The sequence below is a fragment of the Ketogulonicigenium robustum genome, from assembly GCF_002117445.1.
Classification (GTDB): Bacteria; Pseudomonadota; Alphaproteobacteria; order Rhodobacterales; family Rhodobacteraceae; genus Ketogulonicigenium; species Ketogulonicigenium robustum.
Genome location: NZ_CP019937.1, coordinates 2,420,708 through 2,444,360, shown reverse-complemented (window position 1 = coordinate 2,444,360; position 23,653 = coordinate 2,420,708). Strand labels below are relative to the sequence as shown.

The window sequence follows — 23,653 nt, the reverse complement described above, 5'->3', positions numbered from 1 at the left end:
CGCTACTGTGCGCCTTCGATTTCACGAAGAAAAGCGGCACCGAAGCGTTCGGCGTGTTTTTCGCCGATCAGGCGGGTCAGCGCGGGCATGTCGTGGGGGCGCGCCTTGGCCACGCGCGCCAATTCGCTGGACGACAGGCTGAGGGGTTTGTCGAAGCCGGTCTCGCCGCGTTGCAGGTCGGCCTGAACAGCCAGAAGGCGGTCGTAGAGTTCGCCCCCGCCCTGCCCCGCCAGTTTGCGCCGCGCGGGGTGCAAGGGGGCGGCGTCGCCCGTCAGAACGGCCAGAAAGGCCTCGCCATATTGTTCCAGCTTCTTGGCGCCGACACCGCTGATCTTGGCCATCTCGTCCAAGGTTGCGGGGTGGTGGGCGACCATTTCGGCAAGCGTCTTGTCTGGAAAGATGACATAAGCGGGCACGTTCTGGGCCTTGGCCAGCGCGGCGCGTTTGGCGCGTAGGGCGGAAAACAGCGGCGCGTCTTCCTCGGCCACGATGGCGCGGGCGGCGGGGGCAGATTTTGCCACCTTCAGCGCGTCGGACCGCAGGGTGACAGGCTGCTCGCCCTTCAGCACGGGGCGGGCGGCCTCGGTCAGATACAGCGCGCCGTGGCGAGCGCTGTCGGGGCGCAGCAGATCAAGCCCCATCATCTGGCGGAACATGCCCTGCCACTGCGGGCGCGACCATTGGCGGCCAACACCAAAGGTCGGCAGCGCATCGTGGCCCCGCTCGCACAGCTTGTCGGTCGCATTGCCGGTCAGGATGTCGATGATATGCCCCGAGCCGAAGGTTTGGTCGGTGCGCAAAATGGCCGACAGCGCCATGCGCACCGGCGTTGTCGCGTCGAACAGCGCGGGGGGCGCGTCGCACAGGTCGCAGTTATGGCAAGGGGGCGGCGGCGCTTCGCCAAAATAGGTCAGCAGGCCGTGGCGGCGGCAGGTCTGCGCCTCGGCCAGCCCCAGCAGGGCGTTCAGGCGGGCATGGTCGGCAGCCTTACGGTCATCGGGGGCGGCGCCCTCGTCGATCTGGGCGCGGCGGTAGCGGATGTCGTCGGCACCGAACAGGGTCAGCGTTTCGGCAGGGGCGCCGTCGCGGCCCGCGCGGCCGATTTCCTGATAATAGCCCTCGATCGATTTGGGCAGGTCGGCGTGGGCGACCCAGCGGATGTCGGGTTTGTCGATGCCCATGCCAAAGGCCACCGTCGCCACCACGATCAGCCCGTCTTCTTGCTGAAAGCGTTCCTCGGTCTCGCGGCGGAGGGTCGGGTCCATGCCGCCGTGGTAGTGGCAGGCGGGCAGCCCCGCTTCGCGCAGAGCTTGGGACAGCACCTCGGTCTTGGCGCGGGTACCGCAATAGACGATGCCCGACTGCCCCTTACGCGCGCTAGCAAAGCGCAAAATCTGCTGGCGCGGGCCGTCTTTGGCGGCAAAGGCAAGGTGGATGTTCGGCCGATCGAACCCGCGCAGGAAGGTGGCGGGGCTGTGGCCGTCGAACAGTTTCTGGACGATTTCGGCCTGCGTTTCGGGGTCGGCGGTTGCGGTAAAGGCGGCCAGCGGCACATCCAGCGCGCGGCGCAATGCGCCGATGCGCAGGTAGTCGGGGCGGAAATCGTGGCCCCATTGGCTGACGCAGTGGGCCTCGTCCACCGCGATCAGGCCGACGCCAACCTGTTCCAGCATCTGCACCGTCGCGCCAGCCGCCAGCCGTTCGGGGGCCAGATACAGCAGCTTCATCTGCCCGTCGGACAGCGCGCGCCAGATGGCATCGTTTTCATCGGGAGTGTTGGCCGATGTCAGCGCGCCCGCGACCACGCCTTGCTGCGTCAGGCCGCGCACTTGGTCGCGCATCAGCGCGATCAGCGGCGAGACGACCACCGTCACGCCCCCACGGCACAGCGCGGGCAGTTGGTAGCACAGCGACTTGCCGCCGCCCGTCGGCATGATGGCCAGCGTATTGCGCCCCGCCGTCACCGCATCGACGATTTCTTCCTGCCCGGGGCGGAAGGCGTCAAAGCCGAACACCGTCCGCAGGGCGTCTTGTTTTTGCATCACGTCAGAATGTGTAGAGGTTCTGGCGCAGCAGCATCTCGATCACGCTGATGCCGAGGATGACAACCAGCGGTGCCCAATCGATCCCGCCCATCGGGGGGATGACGCGGCGCACGGGGGCAAAGACAGGCTCGGTCAGGCGCACCATCGTGTACCAGATACGCGCCACGATGGGTTGGCGCAGGTTCAGCACCTGGAAGGTGATCAGCCAGCTGAGCGCGAAATAAATCAAGATCACGTAGCGCGCGATCCCCAGGATCATCAGCAGAAATTCAATCAGCGTTGTCATCAGCCCTACCCGTCATTCATCCCCCAAGCACCTAAGGCGATGACGCGCGAAGAACAATCCCCGCCGAAGGCGCAAAACCGTTTCGCGCGCGCCCAAGGGCTGCTAATGTGGTAAAAAACGGGGGGCAGGCAAGATGATGCGGAAAATCGGGGCGGCATTGGTTTTATTGGCGGCCCTTGCCGCGTGTCGTGGGGAACAGGCCGACCCCAACTTGCAGGCCCACCTGTCCGACCGGCGCATCGCCCGTGATGTGTTCGGCCCGCAAAGCAGCCCCGCGAATATCGCGCTGGGGCCGATTGGCGGCTATGCGTTAGGCTGTCAGGCTGGCGCGGTGCAACTGCCCGAAACCGGCCCCACATGGCAGGCCATGCGCCTGTCGCGCAACCGCAACTGGGCGCAGCCGCAAACTGTGGGCTTCGTGCAGGACCTTAGCCGGTTTGCCGCCACGCTGCCGGGGTGGGACGGGCTGTATGTCGGCGACATGAGCCAACCCCGCGGCGGCCCCATGTCCTCGGGGCACGCCAGCCACCAATCGGGGCTGGATATGGATATTTGGATGCTGCCGCCCGACCGCCTGAACCTGACCCGCGCCGAGCGCGAAGCAATTTCCTCGCGCGATATGCAGCGCGCGCGGGGGGCGGCTGTCAACAGCAGTTGGACGCCACAGCACGAAGCCCTGCTGCGCCGCGCCGCAGAAGACCCCCGCGTCGCGCGCATTTTCGTCTTTGGTGGGGCAAAGGTAGAGATGTGCCGAAACGCGACGGGCGATCGTAGCTGGCTTAGCAAAATCCGCCCTTGGGCGGGTCACAATACCCATTTTCACGTCCGCCTGAACTGCCCTGCGGGCGCGACCTACTGCGCCGATCAGGCCCCGCCGCCCGCCGGTGACGGCTGCGCCGAGGCCGAGGCCTTCGTCGCCAACATCCTGAACCCGCCGCCCGCGCGCCCGCGCGATCCGAATGCGCCGCCCCCGGCCCCGCCGCGCGGCCCCCTGCAAGTGAACGAGTTGCCTGTCCAATGCACAGCGGTTTTGGCAGCGCGCTAATCGCGCTGTCCCTTGCAACGACGGCGCAGGCGGACCCGATCAGCACCCCATGGCAGCATGATGCGCCATGGTTCGGCGGGTGGTCGGGGATCGACGTCTCGGACGAGGTGACAGCCGAGGGGCGCCCATTTACCGCCGTTTCCGACCGTGGCCATTTGGTGACGGGAACATTGCGTTTTGATGCAGCGGGCCAGCGCATCACGATCACGGATAACGCCCCTTTGCGCGACACCGACGGCGGCCTCCTGTCCGGCCCGCGCAGCGATAGCGAGGATCTGGCCATCGCCGCAGATGGCACGATCTATATCAGCTTTGAGGGGGAGCCCCGCGTTCAGGGGCAACGGGGGCTGCATGGCCAGCCTTTTGCGCTGCCCAACCACTCCGATTTTGCCACCCTGCCGTCCAATCGCGCGCTGGAAGCGCTGGCGATTGACACGAATGGTGCATTGTTTGCTCTGCCCGAGGGCGGCAATAGCGATGGATTTCCCGTCTATCGGCTGCCAGCTGGCGCGGATGCCTGGCAAATCGCCTTTACCTTGCCCCGTGATGGGCGGCTGTGGATGGTCACATCCGCCGACTTCGGGCAGGACGGGCGGCTTTATGTGCTGGAACGGGCGTTGATGGGCATCGGCTTTCGCAGCCGCATCCGCAGCATGGCCTCCGACGGCACTGACCTGCGGGTCGAGGTGACGACCGCGCTCGGGCAATTCGGCAACCTCGAGGGGTTGTCGATCTGGCAGGACGGGCCGCACCGGATGGCAACCATGGTGGCGGACGACAACTTCAGCCAGTTGTTCCCCAGCCAGATTGTGACGCTGACGCTGGATTAACTGGCCCTTGACGGATGGGCGCAGCAGGTTTACCCGCCGCCTGTCCGACATAGGTCGGGCCAAGTCATCCGGTCACCTTGTCAAAACGGACAGAGTCATGAAATTCCTTCCGGGCGTTCTCGCCATGGCGGCCACTGTGGTCGCATCCAACATCCTTGTTCAGTTCCTGATCCTTGATGGGATCCTGACTTGGGGTGCTTTTACCTATCCGATTGCGTTCCTCATCAACGAAGTCACGAACCGCGTCTACGGCCCGAAAGCCGCGCGGCAGGTCGTGTTCGCGGGCTTTGTCACGGGGATCATCTGTTCGCTGATCGGCACGCAAATCATGCTGGAATTCGGCCCTGCTGTCGCGACGCGGACGGCATGGGCATCGGCCATCGCCTTTGGGGCCGCGCAGTTGCTGGACATTGCCGTTTTCAACCGCCTGCGCACGCAAGTGTGGTGGAAGGCGCCGCTGGTCTCCTCGGTCTGCGGGTCGGTGCTGGACACGATCTTGTTTTTCACCATCTCCTTTGCGCTGTTCATCACATTGTTCGGCCCTGCGGCAGATGCGCAAATCGCCTGGGCGTCCGAGGCCGTGCCGCTGCTGCACATCGGGCCTGATATGCCGCTGTGGGTTTCGCTGGCGATTGCGGATTGGAGCGTGAAAATCTTGATCGCGCTGCTGGCGCTGGTGCCTTTCCGCAGTCTTGTGCGATACCTAAGCGCACGGACTGCCTGAGGACCCCCATGTTGAAAATTTCGGATCAGATCACGATTCAAGATTGGGAACTGACCGAACAGTTCGTCCGGGCCTCGGGCCCGGGCGGGCAGAACGTGAACAAGGTCTCGACCGCAGTCGAACTGCGGTTCGAGGCGGAACGCTCGCCTTCCCTGCCCGACCCTGTGAAAAAGCGGCTAAAGCGGCTGGCTGGCTGGCGCTGGACGGGCGATGGCGCGATTATCATCGCCGTGCAGGACACCCGCAGCCAAGCCCGCAACCGCGACATCGCGCGCGAGCGGTTGACCGAACTGATCCAAGCCGCGCTGGTCGTCCCCAAACGCCGCATTGCGACCAAACCCACGGCAGGGTCGGTCCGGCGGCGGCTGGACGCCAAAAAGCGCGCGGGCAGCGTGAAATCGCTGCGCGCGCGCCCTGACGAGGGTGAAGCTTAGACTTTCACCGCAAAGCGCTGTTGGTCACCCACGCCGAAAACGCGTTTGTACCGCGCGACCTCATCAGCGGGGCCCATGGCTTTTTCGGGATTGTCCGACAGTTTCACGGTGGGGCGACCGTTCACGGATGCGGCCTTAACCACCAGACTGAAGGGTGCCAGACGGTCGCCGGGCACAAGCCCGATGAAGTCGTTGGTCAGCATCGTGCCCCAGCCAAAGCTGACTTTGATGCGGCCATAGAACTGCTGCTGCAGCGTCAACATCTGGTCAACGTCGAGCCCGTCCGAGAAAATCACCAGCTTGGTTGTCGGGTCCTCGCCGCGGTCGCGCCACCAGCGGATGGCCATTTCGGCCTTTTCGGCGGGGTCGCCCGAATCGATGCGGATGCCCGTCCACGCGGCCAGCCATTCGGGGGCGCGGGCCAGGAACCCTTCGGTGCCATAGGTGTCGGGCAGGATGATGCGCAGGTTGCCGTCGTGCTCCTCTTGCCAGTCGGCCTGCACTTTGTAGGGGGCGGCGGCCAGTTCGTCGTCGCTGTTGGCTAGCGCCGAATAGATCATCGGCAATTCGTGCGCGTTGGTGCCAATCGCCTCGAGGTCGCGGTTCTTGGCGATCAGGCAGTTTGACGTGCCGGTAAAGCTGGCGCCCAGCCCCTCTTGCAGGGCCTGCACGCACCAGTCTTGCCACAGGAACGAATGACGGCGGCGGGTGCCGAAATCGGCGATGCGGATCTCGGGCACTTTGCGCAGCCGTTCGACCTTTTCCCAGACCTTGGTCATCGCGCGGGCATAAAGCACTTGCAGTTCGAACCGGCCCATATCGCGCAGCACCGCGCGCGAGCGCAGCTCCATCAAGATGGTAAGGGCGTGGATTTCCCACAGCATCACTTCGGGCCAGCTACCTTCAAAGGTCAGCTCGTATTGGCCGTCGCGCTTTTCCAGATGGTAGGCGGGCAGGCGCAGCTTCTCGAACCACTCCATAAAGTCGGGGCTGAACATCTGGCGCTTGCCGTAGAACGTGTTGCCGCGCAGCCACGTGCTTTCGCCGCGCGTCAGCGACAGGGTGCGGACGTTGTCCAACTGCTCGCGCAGCTCGCCCTCGTCGATGATGTCGGCAAGGCGGATGGACTTGGTGCGGTTGATCAAGCTGAACGTCACCTGTGCATCGGGCCGGTTACGGCGCACCGATTGGCACATCAGCAGCTTGTAAAAATCATCGTCGATCAGCGAACGGACGATGGGGTCGATCCGCCATTTATGGTTCCAGACGCGGGTTGCAATATCCACCATGAAACCCCCTTAGCGCACGACAACGCCGGCGGCGGTCATCGCGGCCAGCGCCTCGGCCAGCGAGCCGTGCAGATCGATGCCGCGGCACAGGTTGGTGTCGACCGTGACCACCAGCCCCAGCTTTGCCGCGTCGACGGCAGAATAATTGACGCAGTAATCGGTCGCGATGCCCACAATCGTCACACGGTCGATGCCGCGCGCGCGCAGGTAGCCATCAAGGCCGGTGACGGTGGTGTGGTCGTTTTCAAAGAACGCCGAATAGCTGTCGATGGTGGGGCGAAAGCCCTTGCGCACGATCAGATGCGCACCATCGACGTTCAGGTCGGGGTGAAAATCAGCGCCGTCGGTGCCCTGCACACAGTGATCGGGCCACAGCACCTGTGGGCCGTAGGGCATGTCGATCACGTCATAGGCGTCCTGACCCGCGTGACTGGACGCGAACGACGAATGCCCCGCCGGATGCCAGTCCTGCGTCAGCACGACGGTTTGATAGCGCTGCATCAACGCGTTGATTTCGGGAATGATCTGGTCGCCGCCGACCACCGCCAGCGCACCACCGGGGCAGAAATCGTTCTGGACGTCGATGACGATCAGCGCCTCGTTTGCGGGGAAAGTATCTTGCGCCTGCATGGGCCCCTCGTGCGGTTTGGGCAGATTTCGCCCTATCGGTAAGGACGAATTCCCGCATGGTCAATGGTCAGGCGCTTGTCACCGCAGGGCGTCCGTCATAATGACAAGCCATGTTCACTGTTGCAGCCCTCTACCATTTCACCCGTTTCGAAGACCACGTCGCGCTGCGCGCGCCGCTGCTGGAGGTATGCCGCCAAAACGGCATCTGCGGCACGCTGCTGCTGGCCGCCGAGGGGATCAACGGCACCGTCGCAGGCCCGCGTGCGGGGATTGATGCGCTGATTGCGCATATTCGCGCGCTGCCCGGCTGCGATGATTTGGTCTGGAAAGAAAGCACCGCCAGCGAACAGCCCTTCCTGCGCATGAAAGTGCGGCTGAAGCAGGAAATCGTGACGATGGGCCAGCCCGATGTGAACCCGCTGGCACGCACCGGCCACTACGTTGCCCCTGCCGATTGGAACGCGCTGATTTCGGCCCCCGATGTCGCCGTCATCGACACCCGCAACGATTACGAGGTCGCCATCGGCACGTTCGAAGGGGCCGTTGACCCGCAAACCAAAGCGTTCAGCGATTTCCCCGCATGGTGGGCCGAACACAAACACGAATTTGCGGGCAAGCGCATCGCCATGTTCTGCACCGGCGGGATCCGCTGCGAGAAGTCGACCAACTTCCTGCTGAACGAAGGCGTCAGCGACGTCTACCACCTGCAGGGCGGCATTCTGAAATATCTGGAAGATGTCCCCGCCGACGACAGCATGTGGCAGGGCGAATGTTTCGTCTTCGATGGCCGCGTGGCCCTGAAGCACGGGCTGGAGGAAGGCGAGCACACCCTGTGCCATGCCTGCCGCATGCCCCTGTCAGCCGCCGATCGCGCCCTGAACAGTTACGAAGAAGGCGTCAGCTGCCGCCACTGCATCACCACCAGCAGCGATGCCGACAAGGCCCGCTTCCGCGAACGGCAAAAGCAGATCGCGCTGGCCAAAAAGCGCGGTGAACACCATCTGGGCCAGGACATCACCCCCCTCACCGCCGAGGCGGATGAATGAACGTCGCGGCCCGCCTTGGCCTTGGCCTGAGTGTGGCCATAGCGGCGGGTTTTGCGGCCTATAGTGTGCGGATGCCCCTGCCGTGGATGATGGGGCCGATGTTTGCGTTGGCCGTGCTGTCGCTGGCGGGTGCGCCCGTGGCGGGGCCGGGAAAAATTCGTCCGTTCGTGGTGCCGATCATCGGCGTGATGATGGGGTCGCGGGTCAACAGCGACATGTTCTCGCAGCTGGGCGACTGGGTGCTGGCGATGGTGGGGCTGGTGCCGGTTTTGGGCGTCTCGGCGCTGGCGGGGTATGTGATCTACCGCAAAGTGCTGCGGATGGACCCGGTGACCGCGTTTTTCAGCGCAATGCCCGGCGGCTTGAACGAGATGTATATGCTGGGCGCCGCCGCAGGCGGGGACGAGCGGCAGATCGCGCTGGCCCATGCCACGCGTATCATGCTGACGGTGTCGCTGATCGCGGTGGTGTTTGGCCTGATGTATGGCGTCAGCACGGGCGGCGGGCGCGGGAATTGGGTGACGCTATCCGACCCCGGCCTGCGCGATTACATCATTCTGGCGATATGCGCGGTACTGGGCAAGGTTGCCGCCCATAAACTGCACCTGCCCGCCGCCGACCTGATGGGGCCGATGGTAATCAGCGCGGTGGCGCATTTGGCCGGATGGGTTCAGGTTCCCCCGCCCTCGGTACTGGTCAACATGGCGCAGATTGTCATGGGGGCGACCATCGGGGCGCGCTTTTTGGGGATGCAGGCGCGGGCCGTGCTGCGCGCGATGGTGCCATCCATCTTCGTGACGGTACTGATGATCGGCATCACCTATTTGTTCGCGCTGGCGTTGACCGCGCTGACAGGCATCCCCTCACCGCAGGCTTTCCTTGGCTATGCCGCAGGCGGCGTGACCGAGATGAGCCTGCTGGCCTTGGCGATGAACGAAGAGGTTGCCTATGTCTCGACCATGCACATCTTGCGCATCATCCTGATTATTGCGGTCGCGCAGCCCATTTTCACGCTACTTCGCAACCGCCTGCGATAAGGGGCCCCGCAGGGCCCCTATTCCTTAGAAATCCAGGTTCGCCACGCTGAGGGCGTTAGTCTGAATGAACTCGCGCCGCGGTTCAACGACATCGCCCATCAGTTTGGTGAAGATGTCGTCAGCCTCGGTCACGTCATCGACGCGGACTTGCAGCAAGGTGCGGGCATCGGGGTCCAGCGTGGTTTCCCACAGCTGTTCGGGATTCATCTCGCCCAAGCCCTTGTAGCGCTGCAGTTGCAGGCCGCGCTCACCCTCGGACAGGATGGCTTTCATCAGATCCAGCGGGCCGTTGATGGCTTGGGCGCGATCTTTGCGCACCAAGGTCGCGGGGGTGCCGTAAACCTCTTGCAGCGACTGGGTGAAGGTGCCCGCGCGGCGGCTTTCGCCCGACCGCAGCATTTGGCCATCCAGCGTCCGCACTTCCTCTACCCCGCGCAGAATGCGGGCCAGACGGATGCCGCGATCTTGCGTGATACGGCCGACCCAGCCGCGTTCGTATTCGGCGGCGATCAGATCCAGCCGCTTGGCAACGCGGTCGGCGACGCCTTGCAGATCACCATCGACGGCACCCGGGACAAAGGCACCCGCGATAGCCGCCTGTTCCAGAATGTGGCGCTGGTAGCTGGTCGGGAAGGCATCAAGGACGCGGCGCATCTGGCGCGCTTCCTCGATCACGCGGACCAGATCGGGGCCGGCCAGTTCCATACCGCTGCCCAGACGCAGCACGGTGCCCTCGGCCCCTTGCTGGATCAGGTATTCGTCAAACGCGGCTTGGTCCTTCAGGTAGACCTCGGACTTTCCACGTGAAACCTTATACAGCGGCGGCTGCGCGATGTAGACGTGGCCAGCCTCGATCAACTGCGGCATCTGCCGGAAGAAGAAGGTCAGCAGCAGCGTGCGAATGTGCGCGCCGTCGACGTCAGCATCGGTCATGATGACGATTTTGTGGTAGCGCAGCTTGTCGAGGTTGAATTCGTCACGGCCGATGCCCGTTCCCAGCGCCATCACCAGATTGCCGATTTCGGCGCTGGACAGCATCCGGTCGAAACGCGCGCGTTCGACGTTCAGAATTTTACCGCGCAAGGGCAGGATGGCTTGCGTGCGGCGGTCGCGACCCATCTGGGCCGAACCACCTGCCGAGTCCCCCTCGACGATGAACAGTTCGGTCTTGCTGGCGTCTTTTTCGGCGCAGTCTTTCAACTTTCCGGCCATGAAATTCACATCCAGCGCCGTCTTGCGGCGGGTCAGCTCGCGCGCTTTGCGGGCGGCTTCGCGGGCTTGGGCGGCCTCGATAATCTTGCCGACGATCATGCGGGCCATCTGCGGGTTTTCCTCGAACCACTCGGACAGCTTTTCGCCGACCAAGTTCTCGACCGCGGGGCGCACCTCGGATGAAACCAGCTTGTCTTTGGTTTGGCTGGAGAATTTCGGGTCGGGCACCTTGACCGACAGCACGCAGGTCATCCCCTCGCGCGCGTCATCGCCGGTCAGGTCGATCTTTTCCTTTTTGGCGATGCCGGTGTCTTGCGCGTACTTGGTGATGGTGCGCGTCAGCGCGGCGCGGAAGCCCGCAATATGGGTGCCGCCATCGCGCTGGGGAATGTTGTTGGTAAACGGCAGCACGTTTTCATGGTAGCTGTCGTTCCACCACATCGCGACTTCCACCCCGATGCCACCGCGTTCGCCGGTCATGAAGATCGGGTCGGGCATGATCGAGGTTTTCGAGCGGTCGAGATACTTCACGAACTCGCGCACGCCGCCCTCGTAGTACAGCTCGGTCTTCAGCGGCTGGGCGGGGCGTTCATCCTCCAGCACGATGCGCACGCCCGAGTTCAGGAAGGCCAACTCGCGCAGGCGGCGTTCCAGCACGTCGTAGGAATATTCGAGGTTCGAGAACGTCCCCTCGTTCGGACCGGTGCGGACCGAGGCAAGGAAGCGCACTTCGGTGCCGCGTTCGCCATCCGACGGGCCGAGGTCTTCGACGTGCTTGACCACATCGCCATGTTCAAAGCGCGCGTGATATTCGTGGCCGTCGCGCCAGATGCGCAGTTCCAGCCAGTCGGACAGCGCGTTCACAACCGAAACACCCACGCCGTGCAAACCGCCCGAGACCTTGTAGGCGTTGCCGCTGTCGTCGGTATTGTTGAATTTACCGCCCGCGTGCAGCTGGGTCATAATGACCTCGGCCGCCGAAACGCCTTCCTCGGGGTGGATCCCCACAGGGATGCCGCGGCCGTTGTCGCGCACCGAAACCGAGCTGTCTGCGTGGATTTTCACGGTCACGCTGGTCGCGTGTCCCGCCAGCGCTTCGTCGATCCCGTTATCGACGACCTCATAGATCATGTGGTGCAGGCCCGAGCCATCATCGGTATCGCCGATATACATGCCCGGACGCTTGCGAACAGCGTCCAAGCCCCTCAGAACCTTGATGGAATCGGCGCCGTATTCACCCGGCTGCGGCTTGGGCTCGCTCATTCGGTTTATCCCGTATAGTCTACCCACCCACAATAGACGAACAGGCCGGCAATGTCACGTCCGGCCCGCCCTTTCGCCCCGTTTTCCGCCCTTAATAGACGTAAACGGTCGTACCGACCGGTACGCGCGAATACAGATCAATCACGTGGCTGTTGTACATACGGAAACACCCGTTCGAAACCGACCGCCCGATGGACGAGGGCTGAACCGTTCCATGCACGCGGATCGCGGTGTCACGCCCGTTTTGGTAAAAGTATAGCGCGCGTGCGCCCAAGGGGTTTGTCGGACCACCCGGCATGCCATCGCGGTATTTTTCATAGGCCGCTGGATTACGCTCGATCATCTCGTTCGTCGGGCGCCACGACGGCCACTCGACCTTGCGCTGGATGGTTGCGGTGCCATGCCAGCCCAGCCCTTCGGAGCCGATGGCGACGCCATAACGGATCGCGCGATTTTCGGGCAGAACGTAGTAGAGGTGGAAACTGTTCGGCACGATGTGCAAGCTGCCCGGTTGCAGCCCAGGCTGCACGGGAACAACCCGCGCCTGATACCGCTCGGGGATCTGGTAGTTCCCCTCGACGTTTGGGGGCAAATGCAGATCGTCACTGATCTGTTCGGGCGTAATCGACAGGCGCAGCGGCGCAGCCTGCGCCAAGGCCAACGTCGGCGTCGCCAGCAGACCGGCAGCGGCCCCAAAAATTAACTTTCGACGCGTCGTCATTACTTTCCTCCGACCTATTGGCCACGACAAACCGAAGCGTTCAGTTGCAGCGCAAAACATTGAACAAAAACCTTAACGCTTGTCAAAAGACTAGGCAGCCATCCACCTGCTTTCAATCTTTGGCAAGTCAAAACAGTAAAAAAGGCCCCGAGCGATGCTCGGGGCCCACGGTTTTGATAAAAGCTTTGAAGCCTTATTCGCTGGCTTCAGCGCCTTCTTCTTTAACGATCTCTTGGCCGGTCTCTTGGTCAACGATCTTCATCGACAGGCGAACCTTGCCGCGATCGTCAAAGCCCAGCAGCTTGACCCAAACCTCTTGGCCTTCTTTCAGGACATCCGAGGGGTGGTTCAGGCGGCGGTTTTCGATTTGGCTGACGTGCACCAGACCATCGCGCTTGCCGAAGAAGTTCACGAACGCCCCAAAGTCCACCAGCTTGACGACGGTGCCTTTGTAGATGCCGTTGATTTCCGGCTCGGCCACGATCGACCAGATCATGTCGTAGGCCTTCTTGATGGCTTCGCCGTTCGACGATGCGATCTTGATGGTGCCGTCGTCGTTGATGTCGACCTTGGCGCCCGACACTTCGACGATTTCGCGGATGACCTTGCCGCCCGAGCCGATCACTTCGCGGATTTTGTCCGTCGGGATCTGCATGGTTTCGATGCGCGGGGCGTGGGCCGAGAAGGCATTCGCGGTCGTCAGCGACTTGGCCATTTCGCCCAGGATGTGCAGGCGGCCCGTGCGGGCTTGTGCCAGCGCCTTGCGCATGATTTCGGGCGTGATGCCGGCGACTTTGATGTCCATCTGCAGCGAGGTGATACCTGCTTCGGTACCGGCCACTTTGAAGTCCATGTCGCCGAGGTGGTCTTCGTCACCCAGGATGTCGGTCAGAACAGCCCACGAGCCGTCTTTTTCCAGCACGAGGCCCATGGCCACACCGGCAACCGGCGCCTTCAGCGGAACACCTGCGTCCAGCATCGAGAGCGAGCCGCCGCAGACCGACGCCATCGAGGACGAGCCGTTCGATTCGGTGATCTCGGACACGACGCGGATGGTGTAGGGGAAGTCGGTGTTGGCGGGCAGCACAGCTTGCAGCGCACGCCATGCCAGCTTGCCGTGGCCGATTTCACGGCGACCGGGCGAGCCGACGCGGCCCACTTCGCCGACCGAATAGGGCGGGAAGTTGTAGTGCAGCAGGAAGTTCTGCTTATAGTTGCCATGCAGCGCGTCGATGAACTGTTCGTCATCGCCGGTGCCCAGCGTGGTGACGACCAGACCTTGGGTCTCGCCACGGGTGAACAGCGCCGAGCCGTGCGCACGCGGCAGCAGGCCGGTTTCGCAGGTGATGTCGCGCACTTCGTCCAGACGACGACCGTCGATGCGGCGGCCGTTTTTCACGATGTCGCTGCGCAGCACGTCGGATTCCAGCTGTTTGATCACCGCGCCGAGGCCGGCGTCTGCCAGTTGCTCTTCGCTGAGGCCAGCCTTGATCTTGGCGACGGCTGCGTCGATTGCGGCGACACGCTCTTGCTTGCCACGGATGGCGAAGGCTGCGCGCATATCGTCGCCGCCGATGGCTTTGACAGCCTCGAACAGGGCCGAGGTGTCGGCGGGTTGGAAGGCGAAAGGCTCTTTCGCGGCGGCTTCGGCCAGATCGACGATCAGGTCGATAACCGGCTGCATCTGTTCATGTGCGAACACGACGGCGCCCAGCATTTCGTCTTCCGACAGCTCGTAGGCTTCGGATTCGACCATCATCACGGCGTCTTTGGTGCCGGCGACGACCAGATCCAGACGTTGCTCGGACTTCGCGCGGATGTCCTGCAGGTCGTCAATGGCGGGGTTCAGCGTGTAGGCGCCGTTCGAATAACCAACGCGCGCAGCGCCGATCGGGCCCATGAAAGGCACGCCCGAAATGGTCAGCGCAGCCGAAGCGGCGATCATGGCGACGATGTCGGGGTCGTTGACCAGATCGTGCGACAGCACGGTTGCCATGACTAGAACTTCGTTCTTGAAGCCTTCGACGAACAGCGGGCGGCAGGGGCGGTCGATCAGACGCGAAATCAGCGTTTCACGCTCGGTCGGGCGGGCTTCGCGCTTGAAGTAGCCCCCCGGAATCTTACCGGCTGCGTAGTATTTTTCCTGGTAGTGCACGGTCAGCGGGAAGAAATCCTGACCGGGCTTGGGCGATTTTGCAAATGTCACGTTCGCCATGACGCTGGTTTCACCCAGTGTGGCGATGACGGAACCATCCGCTTGGCGAGCGACTTTGCCCGTTTCCAGCGTCAGGGTTTCGTTACCCCATTGGATGGATTTCTTTACTTCATTAAACATCGGTTTTCCTATCCGGGCCCCCGAACGAGGCCGTTTGCGTAGGGGCCGTATGCCCCTGGCCCTTGTTTTTGCTTGGCAGGCGGGTCGGGCCCGGCCCGTTTGCCTCGTACCAGCAATTCATCAATGAAGGCCGTGCCATCGCTGGCACGGCCTTGCTTTCGTCCTTAGCGACGCAGACCCAGACGCTCGATCAGGCTCTGGTAGCGCGACTCGTCCTTGCCTTTGACGTAGTCCAGCAGCTTACGGCGCTGAGCAACCATCTTCAGCAGGCCACGGCGACCGTGGTTGTCCTTTTTGTGGAACTTGAAGTGTTCCGTCAGCGTCGCGATGCGCGACGACAGGATTGCGACTTGCACTTCGGGCGAACCGGTGTCGCCTTCTTTGGTCGCAAATTCCTTCAGCAGGCGGGTCTTTTCTTCGGGCGTAATCGACATCGGTCTCTCCTTAGGTCAGAAAACAGGATGGGCCAGGCCGGGATGTCGTCCAGCAAGGTCCGCGAAATCCGCGTGGCGCAAGGCCAAACGGATGGCTGCCAATAGCCCAGTTCCGCACAAAAGGAAAGCGTCAAGAGACCCCACGTCATCCCGCCGGATGGATCAGCCCTTGCGGCTTTGCCATTGCCGCAGCCAGTCGGCACCGGTGCGGTCGGTCACGTCGTTCAAGGCGGGGGTCAGCACGATGCGATCCAGCGGCAGGTCGGCGTTATCGCGAAAGAACGCCAGCGCTGTACCATCGGCGAACAGGGTCACGCCCCCCTCGCCCGCCTCGGTGCTTAGTACAGGGGGGGTGTCGGTATAATAAAGCACCTCGATCATGTCGTCATCGGCCAAGTAATCTTGTACTTCGGCTGTGCCCTCGGCAGCATCTGCACCGTCCAGCACAAAGGTGTCGCGGCCCGTGCCCCCATGGGCCGTGTCCAGCGCGCCCAGATAGATACGGTCGTCGCCCGCCCCGCCGTTGAGGAAATCGCGCGCCGCAAAGCCGGTCGGCTCGCGCCCGTCCAGCACGTCATCGCCCGCGCCGCCGAACAGGGTATCGCTGCCGAGGCCGCCGACGATAATGTCGTCGCCCGGCCCGCCGTGCAGCACATCATCGCCCGCGCCGCCGTGCAGGTAGTCGTCCCCCTCGCCGCCGTGCAGCAGATCGTCGCCATCCTCGCCCAGCAGAACATCGTCGCCCATCCCGCCATAAAGGCTGTCATTCCCCGCGCCGCCCGCCAGAATGTCGTCGCCGCCATTGCCCTGCAGCGTGTCGTCGCCATCGCCGCCCAGCAGAGCATCGTCGGCGTCGCTGCCCATCAAGTAGTCGTTCAAATCGCCACCTTCCATCCGCTCGCCGGCGGGGGCGGCCCAAGCCAGAATGCCTTGCAAGGGGTCAAGCGGGGCGGGATCGGTCGTCTCGATGGGGGGTTCGTCATCGAACAGCAGGTTGCCGCCGGTGGCGGGCATCGTGTCGTCGTCATCGCCGGTTTGGGGGTCGTCGTCATCGGGGGGGGCGCTGCGGGCGATATCCAATATAGGCGACAGGGCATAGCCTGCGAACATCAAACCGATCAAACCAAACACCGCAAACATCTGCCCCATGCCCCCGAACATAAAGGATACCATGGGCCGGATAGCACGGATCGCCCGCAAACTAACGCGCGATCCGCAAAAAGGGTTAATGCGGTCAGACGCCGACGATCACCCGCGCGGGGTGCAATTCGCCGCTGCGATACTGGCCGATCGCCAAGGCGCGGCCATTGTGGTTAACCCATGCCTCGTCGCCGTATTCCAGCCCAGCGGGGGGGAAGACCATGGCGGCATTGCCGTTGCGTAGGCGGGTGATGCTGGCTTCGGGGGCGGTGACGGCGGGAATGTCGGCCAATGCCACCTCGAGCGGTTTCAGCAGGGCGTCAATGGCGTCCGTGCGGGCCAGCGCCTCGACCTGTTCTAGTGTGACGGCACCGTCCAGATCAAAGACCCCCGACCAGATGCGGCGCAGTTCGCGCACATGGCCATAGCACCCCAGCGCCGCACCCAGATCGCGCGCAATGGCGCGCACATAGCCGCCTTTGCCGCAGACCATTTCCAGCGTGGCGTGGTCGGCATCGGGGCGGCCGGTCAGGATCAGCTCTTCGACCCAGAGGGGACGAGCCGCGATTTCGAACTCTTGCCCCTCGCGGGCCAAGTCGTAGGCCCGCTCGCCGTCGATTTTCACGGCGGAAAAGGCGGGCGGCACCTGCATGATCTCGCCCAGAAACGCGCCGAGGGCGTCTTTGATTTGATCGTCGCTGGGGCGCAGCGCGCTGGTGGCAGTCACTGTACCTGCGGCATCGTCGGTGGTTGTGGCCGCACCGAAGGTGACGGTGAATTCATACGCCTTCAGCGCGTCGGTCACGTAGGGGATGGTTTTCGTCGCCTCGCCCAAGGCGACGGCCAGCAGGCCCGTCGCATCTGGGTCGAGCGTGCCCGCATGCCCCGCCTTTTGCGCGTCGAACGCCCAGCGGATCTTGTTGACGACCGATGTCGAGGTGATGCCCGCCGGTTTGTCGACGATCACCCAGCCCGAAATATTGCGACCCTTGCGTCCGCGCGCCATGAAACGCCCCTGCTTTGAAATTAAGGCCCGCGCTTAGCGCCCACTGACGGGTTGGTCAACCTGAGCTGCGGGTTGATCGCCCACAACCGCCACAATCGGCCCCAATTGCAGCCCACCATCACGGCGACCGATCTCGGGCGCCCACAGGCGCGAGATCCGCCCGTCCAGATACAGTGCCTGTTTGACGCCCAACCCATCGCGGAACAGGCGGCCAAAGGCGTGGAATGTCACAGGCTGACGGGAAATGGCAAAATAAGCTGTGCGCCCGTCGTCGGTCGTCCCAACCCCGTTGCGAATGTTGCGCGACGTGCTGTCAGGCAGAAAGCGCGGATGCAGTGCGCCATCAATCACCAGCATCGGGCCTGATTGCGTGGCAAAACGGCAGGCAGGCGGGTTGGCCGCATAGCGCAGGGTTTCCAGCACCTGCGCGCGGCCATCCTCAATACAGAACACGCCGTTGGGCAGCATGCCGAAATTACCGGGGCCCGCGGCGGTCACCAGACGCGCTTTCTCAACACCATTTTCGATAAAAAGACCCACAGGGCGACGATCAGGATGATACATCCCCGCGTTCATCGCAAAGGCCAGCGGCCCGACGGCGCGTTCCAACGTCGTAAACTGTCCGATCGGCTTGCCGCTGTCGTCATTCAGGAACAGACGCAGATCATCCGCCTGCAAATCGACGGTGCAGATCGTGTAATCCGCCCCGTCGAACGCCATTTCACGGCAGTTGGCGGCGGCCACCGGCGCGGCCCACAGGCCAAACAGGAAGGCCAGCCAGCGCAGCATCAGTCGTCCTGCGGCTCGGCTGCGTCCAGATCGCGGCGGACGTGTTCGTCGTCGAACAGGCGGCGCGTCTCGTCCATGCGGTCGAACGTGCGGTCGATTTCAAAGCGCAGGTCGGGCACGAATTTCAGCGTCATGCCATGGCCGATCATATGGCGGATCTCGCCTTTGTTGCGGCGCAGGGCGGCCAGCACCGCCTCGGCATTGCCGCCGCCCAGCGGCAGCACATAGGCCGTCGCGACCTTGAGGTCGGGCGATGTGCGCACCTCGCCCACGGTGATCGAGGCGCGTTGCAGGTCGGGGTCGTGCACGTCGCCGCGCTGCAAAATGCTGGAAAGGGTGCGACGGATCAGCTCGCCCACGCGCAGCTGGCGTTGCGAGGGGCCCGAAAACCCGTGATCGGCGGAGGAGGAACGGTTCTTGCTCATACCTTTCAAATAAGGCCTTGGCGCGCGATTGCCAAGCGCACCTTTACCTTCCCGCCCGCCCTCGCCTAAAGTTGCGCGATTTTGCCAAACAAGGGGCGCAAAGATGGAATTGCCGGGGATCGTGGTCACGGGGGCGTCGGGCCGCATGGGGCAGATGCTGCTGCGCGAGGTTCTGGCCTCGGACAAGTGCCGTCTGGCGGCGGCTTTGGTGCGCCCGGGGAACGCTTGGGCCGGGCAGGATGTCGGCGTGATGCTGGGCGGGCAACCCATCGGCACGCTGGTCACCGATGATGCGGTCGGCGCATTTGCCGCCGCGCAGGGCGTGTTGGATTTCACCACCCCCGCCGCCAGCGTGGGCTATGCCGAACTGGCCGCGCAGGCCCGCGCCGTCCACATGATCGGCACGACCGGGTTCGAGGCCGAGGACATCGCCAAGCTGCAGGCCGCCACGCGCCACTGCGTCGCCATCCGTGCGGGCAACACCAGCTTGGGCGTGAACCTGCTGGTGCGCCTGACGCAAAAGGTGGCCGAAGTGCTGGACGCCGATTTCGACATCGAGATCGTCGAGGCCCACCACCGCAACAAGGTCGACGCCCCCTCGGGCACGGCCCTGATGCTGGGCGAGGCCGCCGCCACAGGGCGCGGTGTGGATCTGGACACCGTATCCGACCGTGGCCGCGACGGCATTACCGGCGCGCGCGAGCGCGGCCATATCGGCTTTTCGTCCGTGCGCGGCGGCGACATCGTGGGCGAACATGACGTGATCTTTGCCGCCAATGGCGAGCGGATCGTGCTGCGCCATATGGCAACCGACCGCGCCATTTTCGCGCGCGGCGCGCTGAAGGCCGTGTTGTGGGGGCAGGACAAGGCGCCGGGCGCCTATGACATGATGGATGTGCTGGGCCTTTAGGCAAATGCTTTGGGTTCGGCAAAAAACAGCATCAAGTCACGGGGGCGGCATGTTGCAGGGCGCGTTGCCCCTGCCTATATAGCCCGTGATCCGGCATGGGGCGCATCGCCCCGAAAGCCGTAAATGATACGTCCGGCCGGGGTGCCTTTGGGGCCCGGGCCGCTCAAACCGCCTGTTGGAAAGGGATTTGAAACATGTCGAAAGTTATTGGCATCGACCTTGGCACCACGAACAGCTGCGTCGCCATCATGGATGGTTCGCAACCCCGTGTGATCGAAAATGCCGAAGGCGCGCGCACCACGCCCTCGATCGTCGGCTTCACCGAGAGTGAACGACTGGTAGGGCAAGCAGCCAAGCGCCAAGCCGTCACCAACCCCGAAAATACCGTCTTTGCCGTCAAGCGCCTGATCGGCCGCCGCGTTGACGATGCGGAAGTGACCAAAGACAAGAACCTCGTGCCCTATGCCATCGTGAACGGCGGCAACGGCGATGCGTGGGTTGAAGTTCGCGGCGAGAAATTCTCGCCCGCGCAGGTTTCGGCCATCATCCTGCAAAAGATGAAAGAAACCGCCGAGAATTACTTGGGCGAAAGCGTCACGCAGGCTGTCATCACCGTGCCCGCCTATTTCAACGACGCCCAACGCCAAGCGACCAAAGACGCCGGCAAGATCGCCGGTCTGGAAGTGCTGCGCATCATCAACGAGCCGACCGCCGCTGCGCTGGCCTACGGCCTTGATAAATCGGGCACCAAGACCATCGCCGTATACGACTTGGGCGGCGGTACGTTCGACGTCACCATTCTGGAAATCGACGACGGCCTGTTCGAAGTAAAATCGACCAACGGGGACACATTCCTCGGCGGCGAAGACTTTGACATGCGCATCGTTCAGTTCTTGGCGGAAGAGTTCAAGAAAGAGAACGGCGTCGACCTGACCAAGGACAAGATGGCCCTGCAGCGCCTGAAGGAGGCCGCTGAAAAGGCCAAGATCGAGCTGTCCTCGGCCCAACAAACCGAAATCAACCAGCCGTTCATCTCGATGGGTTCGAACGGCCAGCCGCTGCACTTGGTTGTCAAGCTGACCCGCTCGAAGCTGGAAAGCCTTGTGGAAGACCTGATCAAGAAGTCGCTGAAGCCCTGTGCCGACGCCCTGAAAGACGCTGGCGTATCCAAGGGTGACATCGACGAGATCGTTCTGGTCGGCGGCATGACCCGCATGCCCAAAGTCGTCGAAGCCGTCACCGCCTTCTTCGGTAAAGAGCCCCACAAGGGTGTGAACCCCGACGAAGTCGTGGCGCTGGGTGCTGCTATTCAAGCCGGCGTTCTGCAAGGCGACGTCAAAGACGTGGTTCTGCTGGACGTGACCCCGCTGTCGCTGGGTATCGAAACGCTGGGCGGCGTCTTCACCCGTCTGATCGACCGTAACACGACGATCCCGACCAAGAAGAGCCAAGTCTTCTCGACCGCAGAAGACAACCAGAATGCCGTGACCATCCGCGTCTTCCAAGGCGAGCGTGAAATGGCGGCCGACAACAAGATGCTAGGCCAGTTCAACCTGGAAAACATTCCGCCGGCCCCGCGCGGTATGCCCCAGATCGAGGTGACCTTCGACATCGACGCTAACGGCATCGTGTCGGTTTCGGCCAAGGACAAGGGCACCGGCAAAGAGCACCGCATCACGATCCAAGCTTCGGGCGGGTTGTCGGATGCTGACATCGAACAGATGATCAAGGACGCCGAAGCCAACGCGGATGCCGATAAGGCCCGCCGCGAATTGGTGGAAGTGAAAAACCAAGGTGAAAGCCTTGTCCACGCGACCGAGAAGTCGATTGCCGACCACGGCAGCAAGGTCGATCCCTCGACCATCGAAGCGATCGAACTGGCCATCGCCGCCCTGCGCGACGAGCTGGAAAACGAGAACGTCGACAAGATCCGCGCTGGCATCCAGAACGTGACCGACGCCTCGATGCGCTTGGGCGAGGCGATCTACAAGTCGCAGCAAGCCGAGGCCGATGGCGAGGCCCCCAGCAAGGGCGGCAGCGAGAAGGGTGACGACGACATCCTCGATGCCGATTTCGAGGATCTGGGCGAAAACCCGCGCCGCTGATCAGCGACCGCGATCAAGGGGCCGGCCTCAGTGCCGGCCCTCCTTTTGCCTTGAAGAGTGAGAGCCGATGGCAAAACGTGATTATTACGAGGTGCTGGGCATTTCCCGCGGGGCCAGCGCCGATGAGATCAAAAAGGCCTACCGCGCGAAGGCCAAGGAATTGCACCCCGACCGGAACAAAGACAATCCGGCCGCCGAGGAGCAGTTCAAGGAAGCCAACGAAGCCTATGAAGTCCTGAAGGACGAAGACAAGAAAGCGGCCTACGATCGTTATGGCCACGCAGCCTTTGAAGGCGGCATGGGCGGCGGCGGTGGGGGCGGCTTCCGCGGCAATGGCGGCGGCGGTGGCGGCTTTGGGGCCTTTTCCGATATTTTTGAAGACCTGTTCGGCGACTTTGGCGGACGTTCGGGCGGCGGCGGCGGGCGTCAGCGCGCGCAGCGCGGGGCCGACCTGCGCTATAACATGCGCATCACGCTGGGCGAGGCCTATCTGGGCGCGCAAAAGACGATCACCGTGCCCACATCGGTGTCGTGCAACCACTGCCACGGCACCGGGTCCGAGGACGGGTCCGAGCCTGTCACCTGCCCCACCTGTGGCGGCATGGGCAAGGTGCGCGCACAGCAAGGCTTCTTCACGGTCGAGCGCGCCTGCCCGACCTGTAACGGCTTGGGTCAGATCATCAAAAACCCCTGCACGATCTGCCACGGCGCGGGCCGCGTCGAGAAAGAAAAACAGCTGTCGGTGAACATCCCCGCCGGCGTCGAAACAGGCACCCGCATTCGCCTGTCCGGCGAGGGCGAGGCTGGCCTGCGCGGCGGCCCTGCGGGTGATCTGTTCATCTTCATCGAGGTGCGCGAGCACGAGCTGTTCCTGCGCGACGGGGTGCACCTGCACTGCCACGTGCCGGTATCGATGGCGACGGCAGCTTTGGGCGGCGATATCGAGGTGCCGACCATTGATGGCGGCAAGTCGCGGGTGAAGATCCCCGAGGGCAGCCAGAACGGGCGCCAGATGCGCCTGCGCGGCAAGGGCATGCCAGCCCTGCGCAGCAAAGAGATGGGCGATATGTTCATCGAACTGGCTGTAGAAACGCCAGTCAACCTGTCGGCCAAGCAAAAAGATCTGCTGCGCGAATTCGAAAAACTGGGCGAAGCGCGCAACAACCCGGAAAGTTCCAATTTCTTCAAGGCGGTGAAGAATTTCTGGGACAGCATGAAAGGCTAAAAAGGCGCCCTCGGGCGCCTTTTCTTTTGCTTCAGAACGGCGCTTTTGCGGTGAACCGCATGGTTCGCCCACCATCGGGGTGGCGCAGTTGCAGCGTTTCCGAATGTAACATCAGGCGCGGGTAGTCACGCGCGGGGCCGGTCGCATAGAACGGATCGCCCAAGATGACATGGCCGATCTCGCGCATATGAACACGCAGCTGGTGCGACCGGCCGGTTTTCGGCATCAGGCGCACGCGACTTTCGCCGCCGCCCTTTTTGACCAGCTTCCAATCGGTTTGCGCCGCGCGGCCGTTTTCGTGGTCGACCATTTGCAGCGGACGGTTCGGCCAGTCGACGATCAGCGGCAGGTCGATGTGACCCTCGGTCTCGGTCATCTCGCCCCAAACGCGCGCGACGTAGATTTTCTTGGTCTGGCGGTGCTCGAATTGCAGCCCGATATGGCGTTGCGCATGGGGGGTCAGGGCAAAGACCATCACGCCGGACGTATCGCGATCCAGCCGGTGCACCAGCAGCGCCGTCGGAAACACGCGCTGCACGCGCGCCAAAAGGCAGTCGGCCAAATGCTCGCCCTTGCCCGGCACCGACAGCAGCCCCGACGGTTTATCGAGCACAACGATTTCGTGGTCCTGATGCAGGATCACCAGCGGGTCTTGCGGGGGATCATACGCCGGTGGGGCGGGAATATCGTCCAAGGTGGCCTCGTGTCGCAAGGGATGCCCC

The 23,653-nt window shown here is 63.2% G+C and carries 22 protein-coding genes; 9 read left to right on the top strand and 13 right to left on the bottom strand.

Annotated features, from left to right (window positions below):
- Nucleotides 1–2: 2 nt before the first annotated feature.
- Nucleotides 3–2,042: a DNA helicase RecQ gene (gene recQ, locus BVG79_RS12160; protein WP_085787139.1), complete on the bottom strand. Its 2,040-nt coding sequence runs from the start codon at nt 2,040–2,042 to the stop codon at nt 3–5.
- A gap of 4 nt (nt 2,043–2,046) precedes the next feature.
- On the bottom strand, nt 2,047–2,331 hold the full coding sequence (locus tag BVG79_RS12155; protein ID WP_085787138.1) for a YggT family protein: 285 nt from the start codon (nt 2,329–2,331) through the stop codon (nt 2,047–2,049).
- 136 nt (nt 2,332–2,467) lie between these two features.
- Between BVG79_RS12155 and mepA the strand changes: the two genes are divergently transcribed.
- The 4 genes from mepA to arfB all read left to right on the top strand — a co-directional run bounded on the left by mepA (nt 2,468) and on the right by arfB (nt 5,364).
- Entirely contained in the window at nt 2,468–3,376 is a 909-nt protein-coding gene (gene mepA / locus BVG79_RS12150; protein ID WP_085787395.1) for a penicillin-insensitive murein endopeptidase, read from the top strand.
- Complete coding sequence (locus BVG79_RS12145) at nt 3,349–4,206, top strand: esterase-like activity of phytase family protein (RefSeq protein ID WP_085787137.1); 858 nt, start codon at nt 3,349–3,351, stop codon at nt 4,204–4,206. Before mepA ends, BVG79_RS12145 begins: the two co-directional genes overlap by 28 nt.
- Before the next feature lie 97 nt (nt 4,207–4,303).
- Nucleotides 4,304–4,930, top strand: a complete 627-nt coding sequence (locus BVG79_RS12140) for a queuosine precursor transporter (protein ID WP_085787136.1) — start codon at nt 4,304–4,306, stop codon at nt 4,928–4,930.
- 8 nt (nt 4,931–4,938) lie between these two features.
- The gene (gene arfB / locus BVG79_RS12135) at nt 4,939–5,364 is read left to right on the top strand and encodes an alternative ribosome rescue aminoacyl-tRNA hydrolase ArfB (protein ID WP_085787135.1); all 426 of its coding nucleotides are present in this window, start codon (nt 4,939–4,941) and stop codon (nt 5,362–5,364) included.
- Here arfB and pncB read toward each other — a convergent pair.
- Nucleotides 5,361–6,653: a nicotinate phosphoribosyltransferase gene (gene pncB / locus BVG79_RS12130; protein ID WP_085787134.1), complete on the bottom strand. Its 1,293-nt coding sequence runs from the start codon at nt 6,651–6,653 to the stop codon at nt 5,361–5,363. The two genes, arfB and pncB, sit on opposite strands and share 4 nt — an antisense overlap.
- Before the next feature lie 9 nt (nt 6,654–6,662).
- A complete protein-coding gene (gene pncA / locus BVG79_RS12125) occupies nt 6,663–7,283 on the bottom strand; it encodes a bifunctional nicotinamidase/pyrazinamidase (RefSeq protein WP_085787133.1) in 621 nt (206 codons plus the stop codon).
- Between the two features lie 110 nt (nt 7,284–7,393).
- Here pncA and trhO point away from each other — a divergent pair, with 110 nt between their 5' ends.
- Both trhO and BVG79_RS12115 read left to right on the top strand, forming a co-directional pair.
- Nucleotides 7,394–8,329, top strand: a complete 936-nt coding sequence (gene trhO / locus BVG79_RS12120) for an oxygen-dependent tRNA uridine(34) hydroxylase TrhO (RefSeq protein ID WP_085787132.1) — start codon at nt 7,394–7,396, stop codon at nt 8,327–8,329.
- Nucleotides 8,326–9,366 carry an AbrB family transcriptional regulator gene (locus BVG79_RS12115; protein ID WP_085787131.1) on the top strand — a complete coding sequence of 347 codons (1,041 nt, stop codon included), beginning with the start codon at nt 8,326–8,328 and terminating at the stop codon, nt 9,364–9,366. Before trhO ends, BVG79_RS12115 begins: the two co-directional genes overlap by 4 nt.
- Before the next feature lie 24 nt (nt 9,367–9,390).
- Here the strand turns inward: BVG79_RS12115 and gyrB are convergent, their stop codons facing one another.
- The 8 genes from gyrB to rbfA all read right to left on the bottom strand — a co-directional run bounded on the left by gyrB (nt 9,391) and on the right by rbfA (nt 18,691).
- On the bottom strand, nt 9,391–11,841 hold the full coding sequence (gene gyrB, locus BVG79_RS12110) for a DNA topoisomerase (ATP-hydrolyzing) subunit B (protein WP_085787130.1): 2,451 nt from the start codon (nt 11,839–11,841) through the stop codon (nt 9,391–9,393).
- A gap of 91 nt (nt 11,842–11,932) precedes the next feature.
- Nucleotides 11,933–12,562, bottom strand: coding sequence for a L,D-transpeptidase (locus BVG79_RS12105; protein WP_236951369.1), 630 nt, complete (start codon nt 12,560–12,562; stop codon nt 11,933–11,935).
- A 193-nt stretch (nt 12,563–12,755) separates the two neighbouring features.
- Nucleotides 12,756–14,897, bottom strand: coding sequence for a polyribonucleotide nucleotidyltransferase (gene pnp, locus BVG79_RS12100; protein ID WP_085787129.1), 2,142 nt, complete (start codon nt 14,895–14,897; stop codon nt 12,756–12,758).
- Between the two features lie 164 nt (nt 14,898–15,061).
- Complete coding sequence (gene rpsO, locus BVG79_RS12095; RefSeq protein WP_085787128.1) at nt 15,062–15,331, bottom strand: 30S ribosomal protein S15; 270 nt, start codon at nt 15,329–15,331, stop codon at nt 15,062–15,064.
- Nucleotides 15,332–15,493: 162 nt separating this feature from the next.
- Nucleotides 15,494–16,492 (bottom strand): calcium-binding protein, encoded by a 999-nt coding sequence (locus tag BVG79_RS12090; protein ID WP_236951368.1) that lies wholly within the window; start codon nt 16,490–16,492, stop codon nt 15,494–15,496.
- Between the two features lie 73 nt (nt 16,493–16,565).
- A complete protein-coding gene (gene truB / locus BVG79_RS12085) occupies nt 16,566–17,477 on the bottom strand; it encodes a tRNA pseudouridine(55) synthase TruB (RefSeq protein ID WP_085787127.1) in 912 nt (303 codons plus the stop codon).
- A 33-nt stretch (nt 17,478–17,510) separates the two neighbouring features.
- The gene (locus BVG79_RS12080; protein WP_198167856.1) at nt 17,511–18,266 is read right to left on the bottom strand and encodes a phosphodiester glycosidase family protein; all 756 of its coding nucleotides are present in this window, start codon (nt 18,264–18,266) and stop codon (nt 17,511–17,513) included.
- Entirely contained in the window at nt 18,266–18,691 is a 426-nt protein-coding gene (gene rbfA / locus BVG79_RS12075; RefSeq protein ID WP_085787126.1) for a 30S ribosome-binding factor RbfA, read from the bottom strand. The genes BVG79_RS12080 and rbfA overlap by 1 nt, the downstream gene beginning before the upstream one ends.
- Nucleotides 18,692–18,794: 103 nt before the next feature.
- Between rbfA and dapB the strand changes: the two genes are divergently transcribed.
- From dapB to dnaJ, 3 genes are all read left to right on the top strand, one after another.
- Nucleotides 18,795–19,601: a 4-hydroxy-tetrahydrodipicolinate reductase gene (gene dapB / locus BVG79_RS12070; RefSeq protein ID WP_085787125.1), complete on the top strand. Its 807-nt coding sequence runs from the start codon at nt 18,795–18,797 to the stop codon at nt 19,599–19,601.
- A 194-nt stretch (nt 19,602–19,795) separates the two neighbouring features.
- On the top strand, nt 19,796–21,706 hold the full coding sequence (gene dnaK / locus BVG79_RS12065) for a molecular chaperone DnaK (RefSeq protein ID WP_085787124.1): 1,911 nt from the start codon (nt 19,796–19,798) through the stop codon (nt 21,704–21,706).
- Between the two features lie 67 nt (nt 21,707–21,773).
- On the top strand, nt 21,774–22,931 hold the full coding sequence (dnaJ, locus tag BVG79_RS12060) for a molecular chaperone DnaJ (RefSeq protein ID WP_085787123.1): 1,158 nt from the start codon (nt 21,774–21,776) through the stop codon (nt 22,929–22,931).
- Between the two features lie 31 nt (nt 22,932–22,962).
- Here dnaJ and BVG79_RS12055 read toward each other — a convergent pair whose 3' ends face one another.
- On the bottom strand, nt 22,963–23,643 hold the full coding sequence (locus BVG79_RS12055; RefSeq protein ID WP_236951367.1) for a pseudouridine synthase: 681 nt from the start codon (nt 23,641–23,643) through the stop codon (nt 22,963–22,965).
- Nucleotides 23,644–23,653 lie beyond the last annotated feature (10 nt).